General features: G+C 63.9%; 12 protein-coding genes. 7 read left to right on the forward strand and 5 right to left on the reverse strand.

The window, feature by feature from the left end:
- Positions 1-389: 389 nt before the first annotated feature.
- The 5 genes from JJ896_02840 (at position 390) to JJ896_02860 (ending at position 5,734) form a co-directional block, all read left to right on the forward strand.
- Positions 390-638 (forward strand): DUF2892 domain-containing protein, encoded by a 249-nt coding sequence (locus tag JJ896_02840; GenBank protein MBO6778568.1) that lies wholly within the window; start codon positions 390-392, stop codon positions 636-638.
- A 169-nt stretch (positions 639-807) separates the two neighbouring features.
- A complete protein-coding gene (locus tag JJ896_02845; GenBank protein ID MBO6778569.1) occupies positions 808-2,157 on the forward strand; it encodes a hypothetical protein in 1,350 nt (449 codons plus the stop codon).
- A gap of 27 nt (positions 2,158-2,184) precedes the next feature.
- On the forward strand, positions 2,185-3,498 hold the full coding sequence (locus tag JJ896_02850) for a hypothetical protein (protein ID MBO6778570.1): 1,314 nt from the start codon (positions 2,185-2,187) through the stop codon (positions 3,496-3,498).
- A gap of 9 nt (positions 3,499-3,507) precedes the next feature.
- Positions 3,508-4,032 (forward strand): hypothetical protein, encoded by a 525-nt coding sequence (locus tag JJ896_02855; protein ID MBO6778571.1) that lies wholly within the window; start codon positions 3,508-3,510, stop codon positions 4,030-4,032.
- A gap of 1 nt (position 4,033) precedes the next feature.
- Positions 4,034-5,734 carry a multicopper oxidase family protein gene (locus tag JJ896_02860; protein MBO6778572.1) on the forward strand — a complete coding sequence of 567 codons (1,701 nt, stop codon included), beginning with the start codon at positions 4,034-4,036 and terminating at the stop codon, positions 5,732-5,734.
- A 209-nt stretch (positions 5,735-5,943) separates the two neighbouring features.
- On the opposite strand, the gene JJ896_02865 is transcribed toward JJ896_02860, so the two are convergent.
- Positions 5,944-6,804, reverse strand: a complete 861-nt coding sequence (locus JJ896_02865; protein ID MBO6778573.1) for an alpha/beta fold hydrolase — start codon at positions 6,802-6,804, stop codon at positions 5,944-5,946.
- A gap of 79 nt (positions 6,805-6,883) precedes the next feature.
- Positions 6,884-7,606 carry a GAF domain-containing protein gene (locus tag JJ896_02870; GenBank protein MBO6778574.1) on the reverse strand — a complete coding sequence of 241 codons (723 nt, stop codon included), beginning with the start codon at positions 7,604-7,606 and terminating at the stop codon, positions 6,884-6,886.
- A 120-nt stretch (positions 7,607-7,726) separates the two neighbouring features.
- On the opposite strand from JJ896_02870, the gene glpK reads away from it, so the two are divergent.
- The gene (gene glpK, locus JJ896_02875) at positions 7,727-9,217 is read left to right on the forward strand and encodes a glycerol kinase GlpK (protein MBO6778575.1); all 1,491 of its coding nucleotides are present in this window, start codon (positions 7,727-7,729) and stop codon (positions 9,215-9,217) included.
- Positions 9,214-10,782: a glycerol-3-phosphate dehydrogenase/oxidase gene (locus tag JJ896_02880; GenBank protein MBO6778576.1), complete on the forward strand. Its 1,569-nt coding sequence runs from the start codon at positions 9,214-9,216 to the stop codon at positions 10,780-10,782. The genes glpK and JJ896_02880 overlap by 4 nt, the downstream gene beginning before the upstream one ends.
- Positions 10,783-10,840: 58 nt before the next feature.
- Here the strand turns inward: JJ896_02880 and JJ896_02885 are convergent, their stop codons facing one another.
- The 3 genes from JJ896_02885 to JJ896_02895 are packed head-to-tail and all read right to left on the reverse strand — an operon-like array spanning position 10,841 to position 15,642.
- Positions 10,841-12,295, reverse strand: a complete 1,455-nt coding sequence (locus JJ896_02885) for a hypothetical protein (protein MBO6778577.1) — start codon at positions 12,293-12,295, stop codon at positions 10,841-10,843.
- A 59-nt stretch (positions 12,296-12,354) separates the two neighbouring features.
- Positions 12,355-15,051 (reverse strand): serine/threonine protein kinase, encoded by a 2,697-nt coding sequence (locus JJ896_02890; protein ID MBO6778578.1) that lies wholly within the window; start codon positions 15,049-15,051, stop codon positions 12,355-12,357.
- Positions 15,052-15,642: a sigma-70 family RNA polymerase sigma factor gene (locus JJ896_02895; GenBank protein ID MBO6778579.1), complete on the reverse strand. Its 591-nt coding sequence runs from the start codon at positions 15,640-15,642 to the stop codon at positions 15,052-15,054.
- Between the last annotated feature and the right edge of the window lie 183 nt (positions 15,643-15,825).

Genomic DNA, 15,825 nt, shown 5'->3' on the forward strand with positions numbered 1-15,825 from the left:
GGCGGGCGCGGCGCGGCCTTTGGGGGGCGAAGGTTCAAAAGCATGCCCGGATTCAACCTGTTGCGGCCGTTTCGGGGGGATTAGGTTCACAAACGGGCCCGGTTTCAACCTATTGCGGCCGTTTCGGGGGGATTAGGTTCACAAACGGCCCGGATTCAACCTATTGCGGCCGTTTCGGGGGATTAGGTTCTCAAACGGCCCTGGATTCCATGTAAGCGGCGAATCGTCCGGGGCGGGGTGGCCTTTGAGGGAGACACCGACAACGCCTTTGCATGGTCTGCGTAGCCGCGACGGGGATCCCAAAGCCGTCGCTGGCCCGGCTTGGGGGCACGACGTACGGGATTCCACCACACGCACACGCGGGACGACCCCGACTGTAGCGACACGTCATGACAAGTAGGCTTGGGGACACCAAACCCAACACCCCCGTCATGAAGAAGAATATGGGCACCATTGATCGCATCGCTCGCGTCCTGGTGGCCGTGCTCGTCGTCGTCCTCTACCTGACCGACCAAATCACCGGCACGGCCGCACTCATCCTTGGAGCCTTGGCGACGGTCTTCGTCCTGACCAGCCTCGTCGGGACGTGCCCGCTCTATATGCCGCTGGGACTGTCCACGACTGCAAAGTCGGAATAGCCACGGCTTCCTCCTGGTTGGAGTCGGGGTCGCCGGCGTCCTCGACCCTCTTTTTTTGGAACTTTCGCCGCGACCCGTGCCTCATCGTACATTCATGGCTGCCCGACAGGCATACCCTGACCGCTCCGTCCGGAAGACGCACCCCTGACAGAGCAAACCGCACCCACCGATGAAGCACCTTCTTCTGGTGGCCGCCCTTTTCGTGGCGGCCCTGCCTGCGCTCGCGCAAAACGATACGCCGTGGACTCCGCTCAAGCCCGGCACCGACAACATCACGGTCGAGGCTCATGTGCCGCTCGGACCGCTGTTCAGCGTGATGGACATCGACCTCGAGCAGGAAATGAGCCGTCCCTACGCCTACGTGTCCCGCGGCACGCTCGGCGAGTCCATCGAGCGCGGCACGGACATCATCGATATTTCCGACCCGTCGAACCCGCGCGTCGTGCATCGCTGGCGCATCGAAGACCAGGAGCTCCATGCGGGGCTCGGGGGCATGGACGTCAAACATTTCAAGTGGGACGGCCGCTACTATGTGGTGCAGTCGCTGCAGTTTGCTCCGGGACCGAACGTCGACCTCGGCGCGGTCATTCTCGACGTGACCGACCTGCCGGACGGTGACTCGGTACGCGAGGTGGCCCGCATACGCGCCCCCGACATGCCGGGCGGCTTCCATAACATCTTTATCTACAAGCACTCCAATGGCCGGGTGCTGCTGATCACGACGGTCAACGGCGGGCAGGCCAACGTTTACGACATGGGTCTGGCCGTTTCGGGCGATGTGGATGACGCTCTGATCGGCACGATTCCCGTGCCTGGCCCGAACTCCCGGACCACCGGTAACTCGGTGTCGGCGGGCTTCCTCTTCTACCACGACCTCTACGCGGCCTTCCACCCGGACACCGGTCAGGACCGCTTCTACGGCGGTGGTGCCGGAGGCTACTACATCTTCGACATCTCGGACATCGAGAATCCGGAGCTCGTCATCACGGTGACCGGCGTGCGCGGCGTGCCGTGGGGCCACACATTCACGCCGAGCCCGGATGGTCGCTGGGCGGTCGGCGAGACGGAATACCAATACGCTCCCCTGCGCATTTTCGACCTCAAACCGGCGCTCGACGGCGAGGTCACGAACATCAACCGATCGATCTCCGCCTGGACCCCCCACTGGAAAAACCTGGCACACAACCACGAGGTGCGCTGGCCCTACGTGTTCGTCTCCGGCTACCACGACGGCCTGCAGGTCTTCACCCTGATGGACCCGCACAACCCCAAGACGGTGGCCTACTACGACACGTACACCGGTCCCCGTGATGTGGGCGTGATGGGTGGTGCCGTAGGCAACGGCGCCTTTGGCGTGGACGTGCGCAATGCCGATGGGCTCATCGTCATCAGTGACATGTCAACCGGTTTCTGGACGTTCCGGATGGAGGGTTTCCAGGGCTGGAACGGCGAGGATTGGGGGCAACCCGACATATCGAGCGCCCAGAAGTGGGACGAGCCGCCTCCGGGCACCAACTGATCAGCCACCAGCAACGAGGACATTGCCATGAAACGCATTCTGACGCTGGCCGTGCTGACCACGGCCCTGACCCTGCCCGCCACCGCACAATGGACGCCTGAGAAACCGGGCAGCGACAACATCGAAGTGCTGGGGCACATTCCGCTCGGCCCGATCCTGAGCGTAGCCGACATCGACATGGAGCAAGAAGTCCATCGTCCGTATGTCTACGTCTCCCGCATGGTGTACGGCTGGGATGGCCCGAAGGGCACTGACATCATCAGCGTGGCCGACCCGGCGAGCCCTGAGGTGATCTACCGGTGGCGCATTGAGGACCAGGACCTGCACCAGCGCACGGGCGGCATGGACGTGAAGCACTTCAAGTGGAACGGCCGCTATTACGTAGTCCAGTCCCTGCAATTCGGCTCCGGCGGGCCCAACAATGACCTGGGCGCGGTGGTGCTGGATGTAACCGGCCTGCCGGACGCATCCACGGTGCGTGAGGTTGCCCGCATCCGCGAGCCGGAACTGCCGGGCGGCTTCCACAACATCTTTGTGTACAAGCACTCCACGGGGCGCGTCCTGCTCCTTTCGACCGTGTCGGGACCGTTTGCGCACGTCTATGACCTCGGCCACGTGGTCGAGGGCAATCTGGACCAGGCGCTTGTCGGCCGAATCCCGAACCCACAGGAGGGCCGGCGCGGCTACCACGACTTCTACGCGGGCTTCCACGTTGACACTGGCCAGGACCGCTTCTACGGAGGCGGCACGGGTGGCTACTACGTGTACAATTTCACCGACATCGAAAACCCGCAACTGCTCGTCACCCTGACCGGCATCTCGGGCGTGCGTGGCGGACACACGTTTACGCCCGGCCCGAACGGCCGGTACGTGATCGCCGAAACGGAGTACCGCTATGCGCCGCTACGCATCTTCGACCTCCAGCCGGCGCTTGAGTCGGAGGGCTCCGATGTACCGAACATCAACCAGCCCATCGGCGCCTGGACGGCCGACTGGCAGAACCTGGTGCACAACCACGAGGTGCGCTGGCCCTATGTGTTCGTGTCGGGCTACCTGGACGGACTGCAGGTCTTTTCCATGATGGATCCGGAGAACCCGGTCACGGTGGCCTACTACGACACCTATCTCGGCGGTCGCGTAGAGGGCCGAACGGGCGAATTCAACGGGGCGTTCGGTGTCGACGTGCGGAACGAGGATGGCCTGATTGTCGTCAGTGACATGTCCACAGGCTTCTGGACCTTCCGCATGGACGGATTCAAGGGCTGGAAAGGCACCGATTGGGGCGTGCCCGACATTTCCAGCGCCCAGAAGTGGGATGACCCACCGCCAGGCACAAACTGACCTCTACGCATGCTGCTCTCGCTGCTTGCCGCACTTCTGATCGGCTCCGCTGCTGCGGCTCCTCCTGCTGAATGCCACATCGGCGACGACCCGCCGCCGTACTACGCCATCGACCTGGTCACCACCAAGAAGGTGCCAGGCGCGCGTTTGGCTACAGGCACGGCCGATGTGGTCTTCGCCCGCTCCCCGTTCGGCATTGCCCTGACACCGGAAGGAGAGTACATCTACGAGCTGCGCATCAAGGTGGACAAGCTGCGTCCGGCTCGGTCGGGGAAGTATGTGGCGTGGGTCACGACCCCGTCACTCGACGAGCGGCGGCGACTCGGCGCACTGGATGAGAACCATCAGGTGACCGGACGCGTGGACTGGAACAAGTTTCTCGTGGTAGTGACGCTGGAGGAGGACGAAGCCGAAGGCGCCGCCACGTGGGAGGGCCCTGTGGTGGTGCGCGGCATGTCCCGGTCCGGGTTCATGCATACGCAGGCCGGCCATGGACCCTTCGAGACCGAACCCTGCGCGGTTTACGGATACTAGCATGCCTCGACTGATCGGCTGCCTGCTGGCGGCCCTGCTCGTGCTGCCCGCAACGGGGCAGGACCACCACATGCACCATGGTCACGATTTGGGGGCCATGCAGGGCGACAGCCTTGTCTGGCGCATGGTACCCATGGACATGTCGATGCCCATGTTGCCGGGACTCGAGACCGCCGTTCCTGTGGTCGGTCCGTGGCTGGCGGGCACCGGCATGGACCTCATGACGATTCCGGAAGGACGTCCCAGGGAAGTCGTGGAGATGAACGATGGGGATACGCTCCACCTCGAGGCTTCGCTGATCCGCAGGGAGATCGGTGGTCAGACGGTGGTGATGTACGGATACAACGGACAGTATCCGGGTCCGCTTATTCGGGCTGAGCGGGGCTCCGAAGTGACGGTGCACTTCACCAACAACATCGAAATGCCGACCACCGTGCACTGGCACGGGTTGCGACTGGATAACGCGTTCGACGGCATTCCCGGCATGACCCAGCCGCCGGTCATGCGGGGCGAGTCCTTCACGTACCAGCTCAAGTTTCCCGACACGGGCATCTACTGGTACCACCCACACATGCGGGAAGACATCCAGCAGGACCTCGGGTTGTACGGCAACATGCTCGTCGACCCCGACGTGGAGGCGTACTACAACCCCGTAACCCGGGAGGAAGTGCTGATCCTGGATGACCTGTTGATGGACGATGCGGGTATCCTGCCCTATGGCGACGAGTCCCCGACACACGCCTTGATGGGCCGTTTCGGCAACGTCATGTTAACCAACGGCCGCACCGACTACAGCCTGGATGTACCACGTGGCGGCGTCGTGCGGTACTACATCACGAACGTCGCGAACTCCCGCACTTTCAATGTGGTGTTCGATGGGGCCCGCGCCAAGATTGTCGCTTCAGACGTCTCCAAATTCGAGCACGAGGAGTTTGTGCCCAGCGTCGTGATTGCGCCTGCCGAGCGGTACGTCGTCGAAGTCCATTACCCCGAGAGCGGCGAGTTCGCCATCCGCAATTCGGTGCAGGCCATCAACCACTTCCGGGGCGTGTTTTACCCGGAAGAGCATCACTTGGCGACGGTCCAGGTGGGTGACGCTGCGGCGGACCCGGGTGCTGCCGCGGCCTTTGCGGAGTTGCGGACAAACGATGACGTCACCGGCGACATCGACGCCTATCGGGACCAGTTTGACCGCCAGCCCGACCATACGCTGGAACTCACCGTGCGCGTGGACGGCCTTCCCTTGCCCATCGTTCGATCCATGGAGATCGACACACTCTACGTGCCGCCCATCGAGTGGAACGATGCGATGCCCATGATGAACTGGCTCTCCAGCGCTGAGCAGGTGGAGTGGGTCATTCGCGATCTGGATACCGGTCGCGAAAACATGGACATCAACTGGGACTTCGGCGTCGGAGACGTCGTCAAGATTCGGGTGTTCAACAACCCGAAGTCATTCCACCCGATGAATCACCCCTTCCATGTGCACGGTCAGCGCTTTCTGGTGCTGGACATGGATGGCGTACGGAATCCGAACCTGGTCTGGAAGGACACCGCCATCGTCCCGGTCGGATCGACCATGGACCTGTTGGTGGACATGTCGAATCCCGGGGACTGGATGGCGCACTGCCATATTGCGGAGCACCTGCACGCCGGCATGATGCTTGGCTTCCGGGTGGTCGAAGGAGACCGCAGCCAGTAGGCCCGGCGCCGCGCTCCGCGCCGCGGTGAGAGTGCGCGGCCGGTCAGCCGGCGACTCCTAGATAAAGGCGCCGATCAGAATGATCAGGCCGGCGACTGCCGTGAGCGGCAGGAACGGGTTTTCTGCTATGAATTTGGTCATGGGGAGGGAGATATAAGCTGGTCGTGATCGGGTTATCGGCCCGTGCCCCAATCGCCTTAAGCCGGACTTCACAAAAGTCCACCCAGGAACTCCATCGCCACCTGCTCTGACCAGCTCTCGGCGTGATCCGTGACAAAGCCTACATGGCCGCCGTGTCGAGGAGTCTCCAGCCGTACCCACTCACTCTCCCTTGCCAGCTCGCGGGGTATGCAGGACGCTGAGAGAAACGGATCGTCCAGCGCGCTGGCGAGCAGTGCAGGCCGGCGGATCGACGAGATGAAGGATCTGGAGCTGCATTGTGCCCAATAGTCCTCGGCATCCCTGAATCCATGTATGGGTGCCGTGTACCTGTCATCGAACTCCTGGAAGGTCCGCATGCGGTCAAGCCCGTCCACATCGATCTCCTCCGGAAACATGGCGTGTTTCGTGCGGACCTTTTCCCGGAGCGATCGCATGAACCGAATCATGTAGGGAAGCGCGGCCGGTTCTGCGAGTGCTCGGGAAGACCCGGCCAGATCACACGGCACGGAGAATGTCGCGGCACCCACGACGGGCGCGTCCTCCCCCTGCTCTCCGAGGTATTTGAGGGTCAGATTGCCGCCAAGACTGAAGCCGACCAGTGCAACAATCCCAAAGTCCGCGCGAGCACGCTGTACGATGCGGTCCAGGTCATCCGTCGCCCCGCTGTGGTAGCTGCGCAGCAGCCTGTTGGGCTCTCCCGAGCACCCCCGGTAATTCCAGGACAGCACATCCCAGCCGGCACGGTTTGCCGCGTGCGCCATGCCGTTCATGTAAACCCGCCGGGAGTTGCCCTCCAGGCCGTGGCTGAGAATCACGCACCGGTCACGGCCCGACACCAACCAATCCAGGTCCAGAAAATCCCCATCGTCCAGTTCCAGCCGCTCACGATGCCACAGAGGCTGGGTCACAAACCGAAGCAACGAGGCGTATACGGTGTTTACATGCCCGTTCCGTGCCCACCACGGCGCCTGGTACGCCGTCAGTTCCCTACGGACGACGGACGCCAAGTTTGTTCATGCGCGAGCGCAACGTATTGGGGTGGATGCTCAGCGCCTCGGCCGCACCGTCGGTCCCCTCGATCCGGCCCCCGGTCTCCTTCAGGATGTGCTCGATGTAGGCGCGCATGGCTTCATCCAGCGAACTGCCTCCCGGAATACAGACGTCGCTGCGCGTTTTTCCGTCTCCGTTGCCGTTGCGCAGCGCGGCACTTACCTGGCCGGCGAACACCGAGAGCAGCCCTTCGGTCCGCTCGTTGAGGGGATACCGAAGAAAGAGCGCCAGCACGCCAAGCAGTTTGTCGCCGTCCAGCAGCGGATAGCCCGCGAACGCGCGAAAGCGGTTGGATCGCATCCAGGACACGTCCGGAGTCTGGCCCCCGTGGTACAGGCGGCTGGTCGCGATCGCCTTCTGGGTGTCCGCGATGCGCATCACCCAGGTCGCGGCCATCACTTCCCGGCCCGACTCTTCGCTGAGATCCACGTTGACTGAACGATCAGCACGCAGCCGCAGGCAGGTGGAGCGATCCACCGTCAGGGTGCGGAACCGTGAGCGCCCCGGTGGTCCGGCAATCCAGATGCGAGCCATGGCGGCGTGGAGGCCTTCCACGAGACCATCGACCGTAATGTCGATGATCTGACGCTGACGCCCACGCGCAGTCATGGCAAGCGCAATGGACGGCAACGAGTCAATCAGCTCGTCGGCTCGCGACACGAGGATTCAGTGGGGGGAGGGGTTGGTCAAAGATAACAGCGTAAAGCGCAATGGAAAACGCTGGGCCGCGACGTGCTGCCCGGCGGGGCGATTATCTTTTCCGCAGCAACCCCTCGCCCCATGCGATACATCCTTGCCCTGGACCAGGGTACAACTTCCTCACGCGCGATTCTTTTTGACAAAAAGGGGTCTCCCGCCGGGGTGGCCCAGCAAGAGTTCACCCAGCATTTTCCCCAACCGGGCTGGGTAGAACACGATGCCACCGAGATCTGGCAGACCCAGCTGGCAGTCGCGCGCCAGGTGCTTGAAGAGCAATCAGTCGATGCCTCGCAGATCGATGCGATCGGCATCACCAACCAGCGTGAAACGGTGGTGCTGTGGGATCGGGCCACGGGCGAACCGGTGCATAACGCGCTCGTGTGGCAGGATCGACGAACCGCGGATTTTTGCGACGCACTCAAAGCGGCCGGCCATGCGGAGACCATTCAGGCCAAGACGGGGCTGGTGATCGATCCATATTTCTCCGGGACCAAGCTGCGTTGGCTGCTGGACAATGTACCCGGTGCCCGCGACCGGGCCGCCCGCGGTGAGCTTTGCTTCGGCACCATCGACGCGTGGCTCGTGTACTGTCTGACCGGCGGCGACGTGCACGTCACGGACGCCTCCAATGCATCCCGCACGCTGCTGCTCAACATTCATGAGGGCAAGTGGGACCCCGACCTGCTGGACATTCTGGACATCCCCGAGAAGGTGCTGCCGAGGGTGCGCTCATCCAGTGAGATCTACGGCCACACCAGTCTGCTCGGCGCGGACATCCCGATCGCCGGCATGGCGGGTGACCAGCAGGCCGCACTGTTCGGGCAGGCCTGCCACGAATCCGGCATGGCCAAGAATACCTACGGGACCGGCTGCTTCATGCTCATGAACACAGGGACCGAGCCCATTAGATCGCAGAAGGGGCTGCTGACCACGATTGCCTGGGATCTGGGCGGTGAGACCATCTATGCTCTGGAGGGCAGTGTCTTCATTGCGGGAGCCGTAGTGCAGTGGCTGCGCGACGGCCTGCAGATCATTGACTCCGCCCCTGAGATCGAACAGCTTGCGGCCGACGACAACGGTGGTGTCTACTTCGTGCCGGCTTTTGTGGGTCTTGGTACGCCGTACTGGGATCCTTACGCCAGAGGCACCATGATCGGAATGACACGCGGAACGACACGCGCGCACGTGGCCCGGGCCGCGCTGGAGTCCATCGCCTTTCAATCCCAGGACGTGATTCGGGCGATGGCCTCCGAGTCCGGCATCGAACTCTCTGAACTGCGCGTGGACGGAGGCGCTACGGCGAACGGCCTGCTCATGCAAATTCAGGCCGATCTGCTGGGCACTGCGGTCGTGCGGCCGACTGTTCAGGAAACCACCGCGCTCGGCGCCGCCTACCTGGCCGGCCTGGCCACCGGCTTTTGGGAGTCCCTGGAGCAAATTTCGCGACTTTGGGACCGTGACAAGACTTTTGAACCAGACATGGACCGGGAAAAGGCCCAGCAGTTGACTCGTCAGTGGCGCCGCGCCGTGGAGCGGTCAGGACGATGGGCTACCACCGAGGGTGACGCATGAAACGCGAGGAACTGATACAGCAGCTGGATGCCCCGGATGTCTGGGACATCGTGATCATCGGAGGCGGGGCCAGCGGCCTGGGCGCCGCCGTCGAGGCATCCTCGCGGGGGTATCGCACGCTGTTGCTCGAGCAGGACGATTTCTCCAAGGGCACCAGCAGCCGCAGCACCAAGCTGGTCCATGGAGGTGTTCGCTATCTGAAGCAGGGGAACGTGTCACTGGTGCTCGAGGCGCTTCGTGAGCGGGGCCTGCTAATCCGGAACGCCCCGCACCTGGTGCGCAACCTGCCCTTCATCGTGCCCAACTACGACTGGTGGGAGGGCCCGTTCTATGGGGTAGGCCTGAAGGTCTACGACATGCTGGCCGGCAACCTCGGCCTGGGGCCTTCCCGCACGCTCGACCTGGAGGAGACCCTGGAGCGGATTCCAACGCTGGAGCCGGAGGGCCTGCGCGGGGGAGTGGTTTATTACGACGGCCAGTTTGACGATGCCCGCCTGGCGGTTAACCTGGCGCAAACGGCTGTGGACCTTGGCGGCGTTGTACTGAACGGCATACGAGTCACCGGGCTGCTGAAGCGTTCGGGACTGGTGCAGGGTGTGCGTGCCCACGACCGCGAGGCCGACCGCGAGTACGAGATCAACGCACGCGTGGTGATAAACGCCACGGGCGTTTTCACGGACTCGGTGCTGCAGATGGACACACCCGATGCGCGCCCCATCGTTCAACCCAGCCAGGGTGTTCACATTGTTCTGGGCAAGGAATTTCAGCCCGGGGACAGCGCCATCATGGTGCCGAAAACGGACGATGGGCGTGTGCTATTTGCCGTCCCGTGGTATGACCGGGTGATCGTAGGCACCACCGACACACCGCTGGAGGCGCCATCGCTGGAGCCACGGGCGCTGCCGGACGAGATAGAGTTTCTGTTGACCCACGCCTCACGGTACCTGACCAAGGACCCGACCCCGGATGACGTACTCAGCGTTTTTGCGGGACTGCGGCCATTGGTCAGTGCGGGAGGCGACGAGAATACCGCGGCCATATCGCGCGACCATACAGTGCTTGTCTCACCCTCAGGGCTTGTCACGCTCACGGGCGGCAAGTGGACCACCTACCGGAAGATGGGGCAGGACGTGGTGGATCAGGCCGCGGTGGTGGCCGGGCTGGATGAACGCTCCAGCGTGACTGAGAAGCTGCGCCTGCACGGGTGGATCAAGAACTCCGAAGAGCGGTCCGGCGAGTTGGCGGAGTACGGGTCAGATGCCCCCGCCATCGAGCGTATGATCCAGGAGGACCCGGCGACTGCCGCGCTGCTGGATGACCGGCTTCCCTACATGGAGGCCGAGATTCGATGGGCGACCCGTCACGAGATGGCGCGCACCGTGGAAGACGCGCTTTCCAGGCGGACTCGGGCGCTTCTGCTGGACGCGCGTGGGGCGATCGCCGCCGCGCCCCGGGTGGCCGCGATCATGGCCGAGGAGCTGGGCCGTGATGCGGCCTGGGCATCCGGACAGGAGAAGGAGTTCACCCAGCTTGCCCGGGAATACCTGCTCGTGGATCCCGACTGAGCCGGCCCCTGCGTTACTGATCGCGCTGCCGGGTGCAGCCCTCAGCCGGCCGACCGGACTAGCGAAATGAAAATGCGAGTCCGAAGCGCGGGCGGAAGTCCGACAGATCTGTTCCCAGATGCACGGAAACCGGCTTGCTTATGTTCAGAAGCACACCGGCGGTGACCACCGGGACCGCATCGACCGCATCTCCGTCCTCCGAGAGCCAGACGTCGACCCCGGCCATGGGCTGAAGACCACCGGCCATGCGGCGGAAGACACCGGAAATGCCCACTACCAGGCGTTCATCGCCCCCTCCGGTCGCCACATCGGTTGAGATGGCCGCATGGATCAGCGCGCCTCCGGACTCCGTGATGCGGCCGGCCTCGATGCCGACCGGAGCGTCTGACGGATAGCCGAAGTAGCCGATCGTGCCACCGAAATAGGCCAGGGCACCGACAGCCGCTGCGGCTCCGAGGGCCGGGCCCAGCAGGTCCCGGTCGTCGTCATCGTCGTTGTCGCCGCGCTTTGGAGCAGGCAGACCGCGTGAGCGACCGCGCTTGCGCTCGCCGTTGCCGGAGTCGGTGACCCCGGAACTTCCCTGATCAGAGACCCCGGTGCCACTGCGGCCGGTGTCCCCCTGACCGGAAACCCCGGTGCCACTGCGGCCGGTATCTCCCTGATCGGAAACGCCCGCGCCGGCACGATCGGTGTCGCGGGTCTCGCCGGGGCTCGTGCGTCCTCCGCGGACCGTGCGGTCATTCGGCGGAGACGATACGCGGCCTGTTTCCCCACGCGGCCTGCGATTCGGATACCGTGCCCTGCCCCCGCGGCGATACGGATCCGGACCCAGATCCCAACCAATCCAGATGCCGCGCTCGGGCACAAAGATGGTCCGCCCTCTGGGCTGCCTGCGTGTGACGGGGACCTCCGTCAGTGCCTCCGGCGGAGCGATGAACTCCACCCGCAGAATTGTCAGATCCTCCAGCGTGAAGCCTGCGGCGAAGGCAGCGCGCGTCGTCTCGGACGATGCATTTTCAAGCAGCGCCGCCCAGGAATCCTCCAGGGTAATGGCGTGCTCGAAATCCCTGGCCGGCAGGCGCAGGCTGTCCAGGGCGATGAGCAGAACACCCACGTCCTGTCCCTGCGACCTCAGGGTCGCCTGAAGGTCGATCAGGTTCAGCTCCAGGTCTTCCGGCATCTCGTCGACAAGCTCGCCGTCGATTACGCCGCCCTCGCCTGGCACCCAGCGCAGGATCAGATTGATTTCGGGCGTGTCTGCAGGGGCAGCGTACTCAAGCACCAGGGAGTCGAGAAAGGGCACGAAGGCCACATCCGCAAAGTCCTCCATGGCTGCCGATCCCGGCCGGTCCATGGCGCCGGCCTGCGTCTCATACAGTACGTCGGGCCAATGAGTGCGCGATACGGTTCCGGCAGACTGGGCCCAGACGTCTACTGCGCTGGTCACCATGACCAGCATAGCGACCGTCAGCATGCGGCGGAGGCGCTCGAAATGGGGCATTCGGAGCAGCATTCGGGGGTGTGGGGATGTTACCCGTCAATGCAGCAAGGACGGTGCCGTTTCCGAGGGACTCAGGGGGCGGTGGACCCGCTCAGTCGAGCCAATCGGCTCCGCGCAGTCGTCAGGAAGGGATCGTCCAGTTCTTCGAGGGCCGTCAGGGAATCGGCGGCAACCCGCAGCAGCCCGGCTGCCTCCTGCTCGCGACCCGTTTCAGCCAGTAGCTCGCCCATGCCGACGCGAACGCGCCATGGCCTTCGATCTGCGGAGCCGAACAGGGAGTCCGCCATCTGAATGGCGAGCTGAAACTCCTGCTCGGCCGCGGTCCACTCCTGCAGTGCGGCCAGGGAGCGGGCAAGCCCCCACCGGGTGTCAAATCGAATCTTGTCCGGTACGTCCAGCCCCTCTCTGGCCGCAGAGAGGATGCCCTGGTAGATGGTGGTGGCCTCCTGATGCCTCTCCATGAGCATGAGCGTCCACGCCCAGTTCAGTTCCATCTGGGCCCGGTCGCGCCAGGCCATGCGATCTGTCTGTCGAACCAGCCGCACGGCCTCCCGGAACTGGGCTTCCGCATCCTCCAATCGTTCGAGCCGCTGGCTCATCGCGCCCCAGTTGTTGAGCAGGCCGGCCAGTCGGAAGTCGTCCCGCCCGTACATGGCGAGCCGGATATCGAGCGCTTTTTGAAACTCCTGCTCGGCCTCTGTGGGCCGGTCGAGGAAACCCAGCGAAGCCGCCAGATTCTGCCGTACGATCGACTCGGTCGGGCGGGTGTTCTCGAGTCGGGAGAGGATCTCGACGGACTCGGCGAACGCGAGCACGGCCTCCGCATACTTGCCCTGCTCGTGGTACACCGTACCCAGATTGGCCAGCGTGGTGGCCAGCGGTACCGGCGTGGTGCGGGCAATGCTGCGCACGGCGGGAATCAGGTCCACCAGAAGCGATTCGGCCTCGGTCCTGCGATCCATGCTTCGCTTGAGCAACGCATAGTTGTTCATGGCCACGGCCCAGTGGCGATGCCCGGGGCCAAATCGTCGTTCGAAGACCGGCAACGCCTCTTCGTACAAGGCCTCCGCCTCGTCAAATCGGCGCTGGAAAGTGCGCACAGAGGCGAGATTCATCCGGGTGGTGGCCACTTCGGTCGAAAGCGCATTGTTTGCGATGCGCAGTTGCAGGGCTCGTGACAGCAGGGAGTCTGCTTTGACGTGATTCCGCGCGCGCAGCTCGACAACACCCAGGTCATTCATGGACTCGGCCGCGTCGAGACCGTCCGGATCGATGTCGATTCGAATCTCCAGCGCCTGCTCCAGGAGGGCGCGCCCGGACTCGCGGTCTCCCACCACGCCGTAGGCACTGCCGATCACGTTCATGAATGCCGCCCGGGCGACCGGGGTCTGTTCCAGATCAGTCTGGATTCGCAAGGCACCCACATTGAGCACGTCCCGCACGGTGACGTCCTGGGAGTCCGCATTCTCCGGTGCCGCCTGCTCGAACAGTTCCTCCATGAACGATTGCACCTGGCGGGCGATGTCGCGCTCCTGGGTGACGCGGTCCCGTTCCTGGGCAATCTGTTGTGCCTGTCGGACGGAAATCAGGGCAAACGCCAGCAGACTGACCAGGAGCAGCGATGCGGCGGTGACTGCGGCCTTGTGCCGACGCACAAACTTGCGCAACACATACCAGGCCGTGGTACCACGCGCTTCGACGGGCAAGCCGGCCAGGTGCCTGCGCACGTCATTCGCCATGGCCTCGGGAGAGGCGTAGCGCTGCTCGGGCTCCTTGCGGAGCGCCTTCATGATGATGTTGTCCAGGTCACCTTTCAGCGCACGGGCAGTTCGACGCCGATCTTCTTCGTTGACCGACTCGGTCACCCGAATGGAGGGCGGCTTCGGGATCGTATCCGAAACCGTGCGCTCCACCTCCACCAGCGAGCGTCCCTTGAGGTGAAACGGCAGTGTGCCGCTGAGCATCTCGTAGAGCACCACGCCCAGCTGGTACACATCACTGGCTGTGGTTACCGCCTCGCCCCGGATCTGCTCGGGCGATGCATAGTCCGGTGTCAGCAGTCGTTCCCCCGTGCGCGTCAGCGACTCGGTGGAATCATCGTCGTCCAGGAGCTTTGCAATGCCAAAGTCGAGCAGCTTGACGCGCCCCTCCCTGGAGACCAGAATATTGGTCGGTTTTAGGTCCCGGTGCACGACCAGATGCCGATGGGCATACTGCACGGCATCCGCCACCTGCAGAAAGAGCTCAAGTCGTTCGTTGACGGACCGGTCCCCGACATAGTCACGGATGGACATGCCGTCCACGCGCTCCATGACGATGTAGGGGCGACCGTCCTCCGTCCATCCGCCGTCCAGCAGACGGGCGATGCCGGGATGCTGGAGCCGCGCGAGGATGCGGCGCTCCGCGACGAACCGCTCGCGAGCCTTCGTCCCGGCCAGGGCAGGAGGCAGCACCTTGATGGCCACCTCCATTTCGTAGTCGCCGACGCGCTCCGCCAGGTGCACCGTTCCCATGCCGCCTCGGCCGAGCTCCCCTACGATGCGGTAGGGGCCGATATCGCCCATGGACGGCACCTCGGAGGCAGCCGGAGCGGGGATGATGGTGCTGGCCGCCTGATTCGCCTTCAACAGCGCACGGACTTCCGAGGCAATGTCCTCCTCCCCGTCACAGAGTGCCAGCAGCTCTGCGTCCCGGGGTGCGGTCTCCCCGTCCATCAGGTCGAAGAAGATCTCCTCGGCCCGCTCCCGAGCTTCCGGAGAGAGAGCCACCTAGGCCTCCGCCATGGTCTGCAGCGTTTGGAAGAGGCGAGTCCTGGCAACCGCCCATTCGCGCTTGACCGTGCGCTCGGAGATCTCGAGGATGTCGGCCGTCTCCGATACGGAGTATCCTGCGAAGAAGCGGCATTCCACGACCCGTGCCTGCCGCTCACTTTGCTGCTCCAGCAGCTTCAACGCCTCGTCCAGCGCGACGAGCATTTCCGGTTGCTCCGAGCTGGCGACAGCGGCCTCCTGGATGGGCACCAGCGTGAAGCCGGCGCCTCGCTTCTGGCGCGCGCGCCCGCGGGCGTAGTCCACCAGAATGCGGCGCATGGCCTGGGCCGCGACCCAGAAGAACTGGTTTCGGTTCTTCCACTGGATGCGCTTCTGGTCCACCAGTTTCAGGTACGCCTCATGTACCAGGGCCGTGGTATTGAGGGTGTGATCGGAGCGCTCGCGGCGCAATTGGCGGCGTGCCTCCGTGCGAAGCCGTTCATACACAGCGGGAAGCAGCGCCTCCATGGCCCCTTCATTCCCGTCGCTGGCAGCGACGAGTAGCTGTGTGATGTCGGATCGCGTCATGGAGATGGTGGGTGCTTCCATTATACGTCCGGCTGAGGAGGATTGGTGACGCGACGGCCCCTGTGCAAAATCAAAACGGGGGCGCCCCGGCAGGGCTGTGTCCGGGGCGCCCCCTGGCTCGACGCTTAACCTCTAACACTAAGTATTTCAGGTCGAGCAGATCAGACCCTTGTTGGTATAGGCGACATCGGGCCGCAAGAGGGG

It is taken from the genome of Rhodothermales bacterium (genome assembly GCA_017643395.1).
Lineage (GTDB): Bacteria > Bacteroidota > Rhodothermia > Rhodothermales > UBA10348 > JABDJZ01.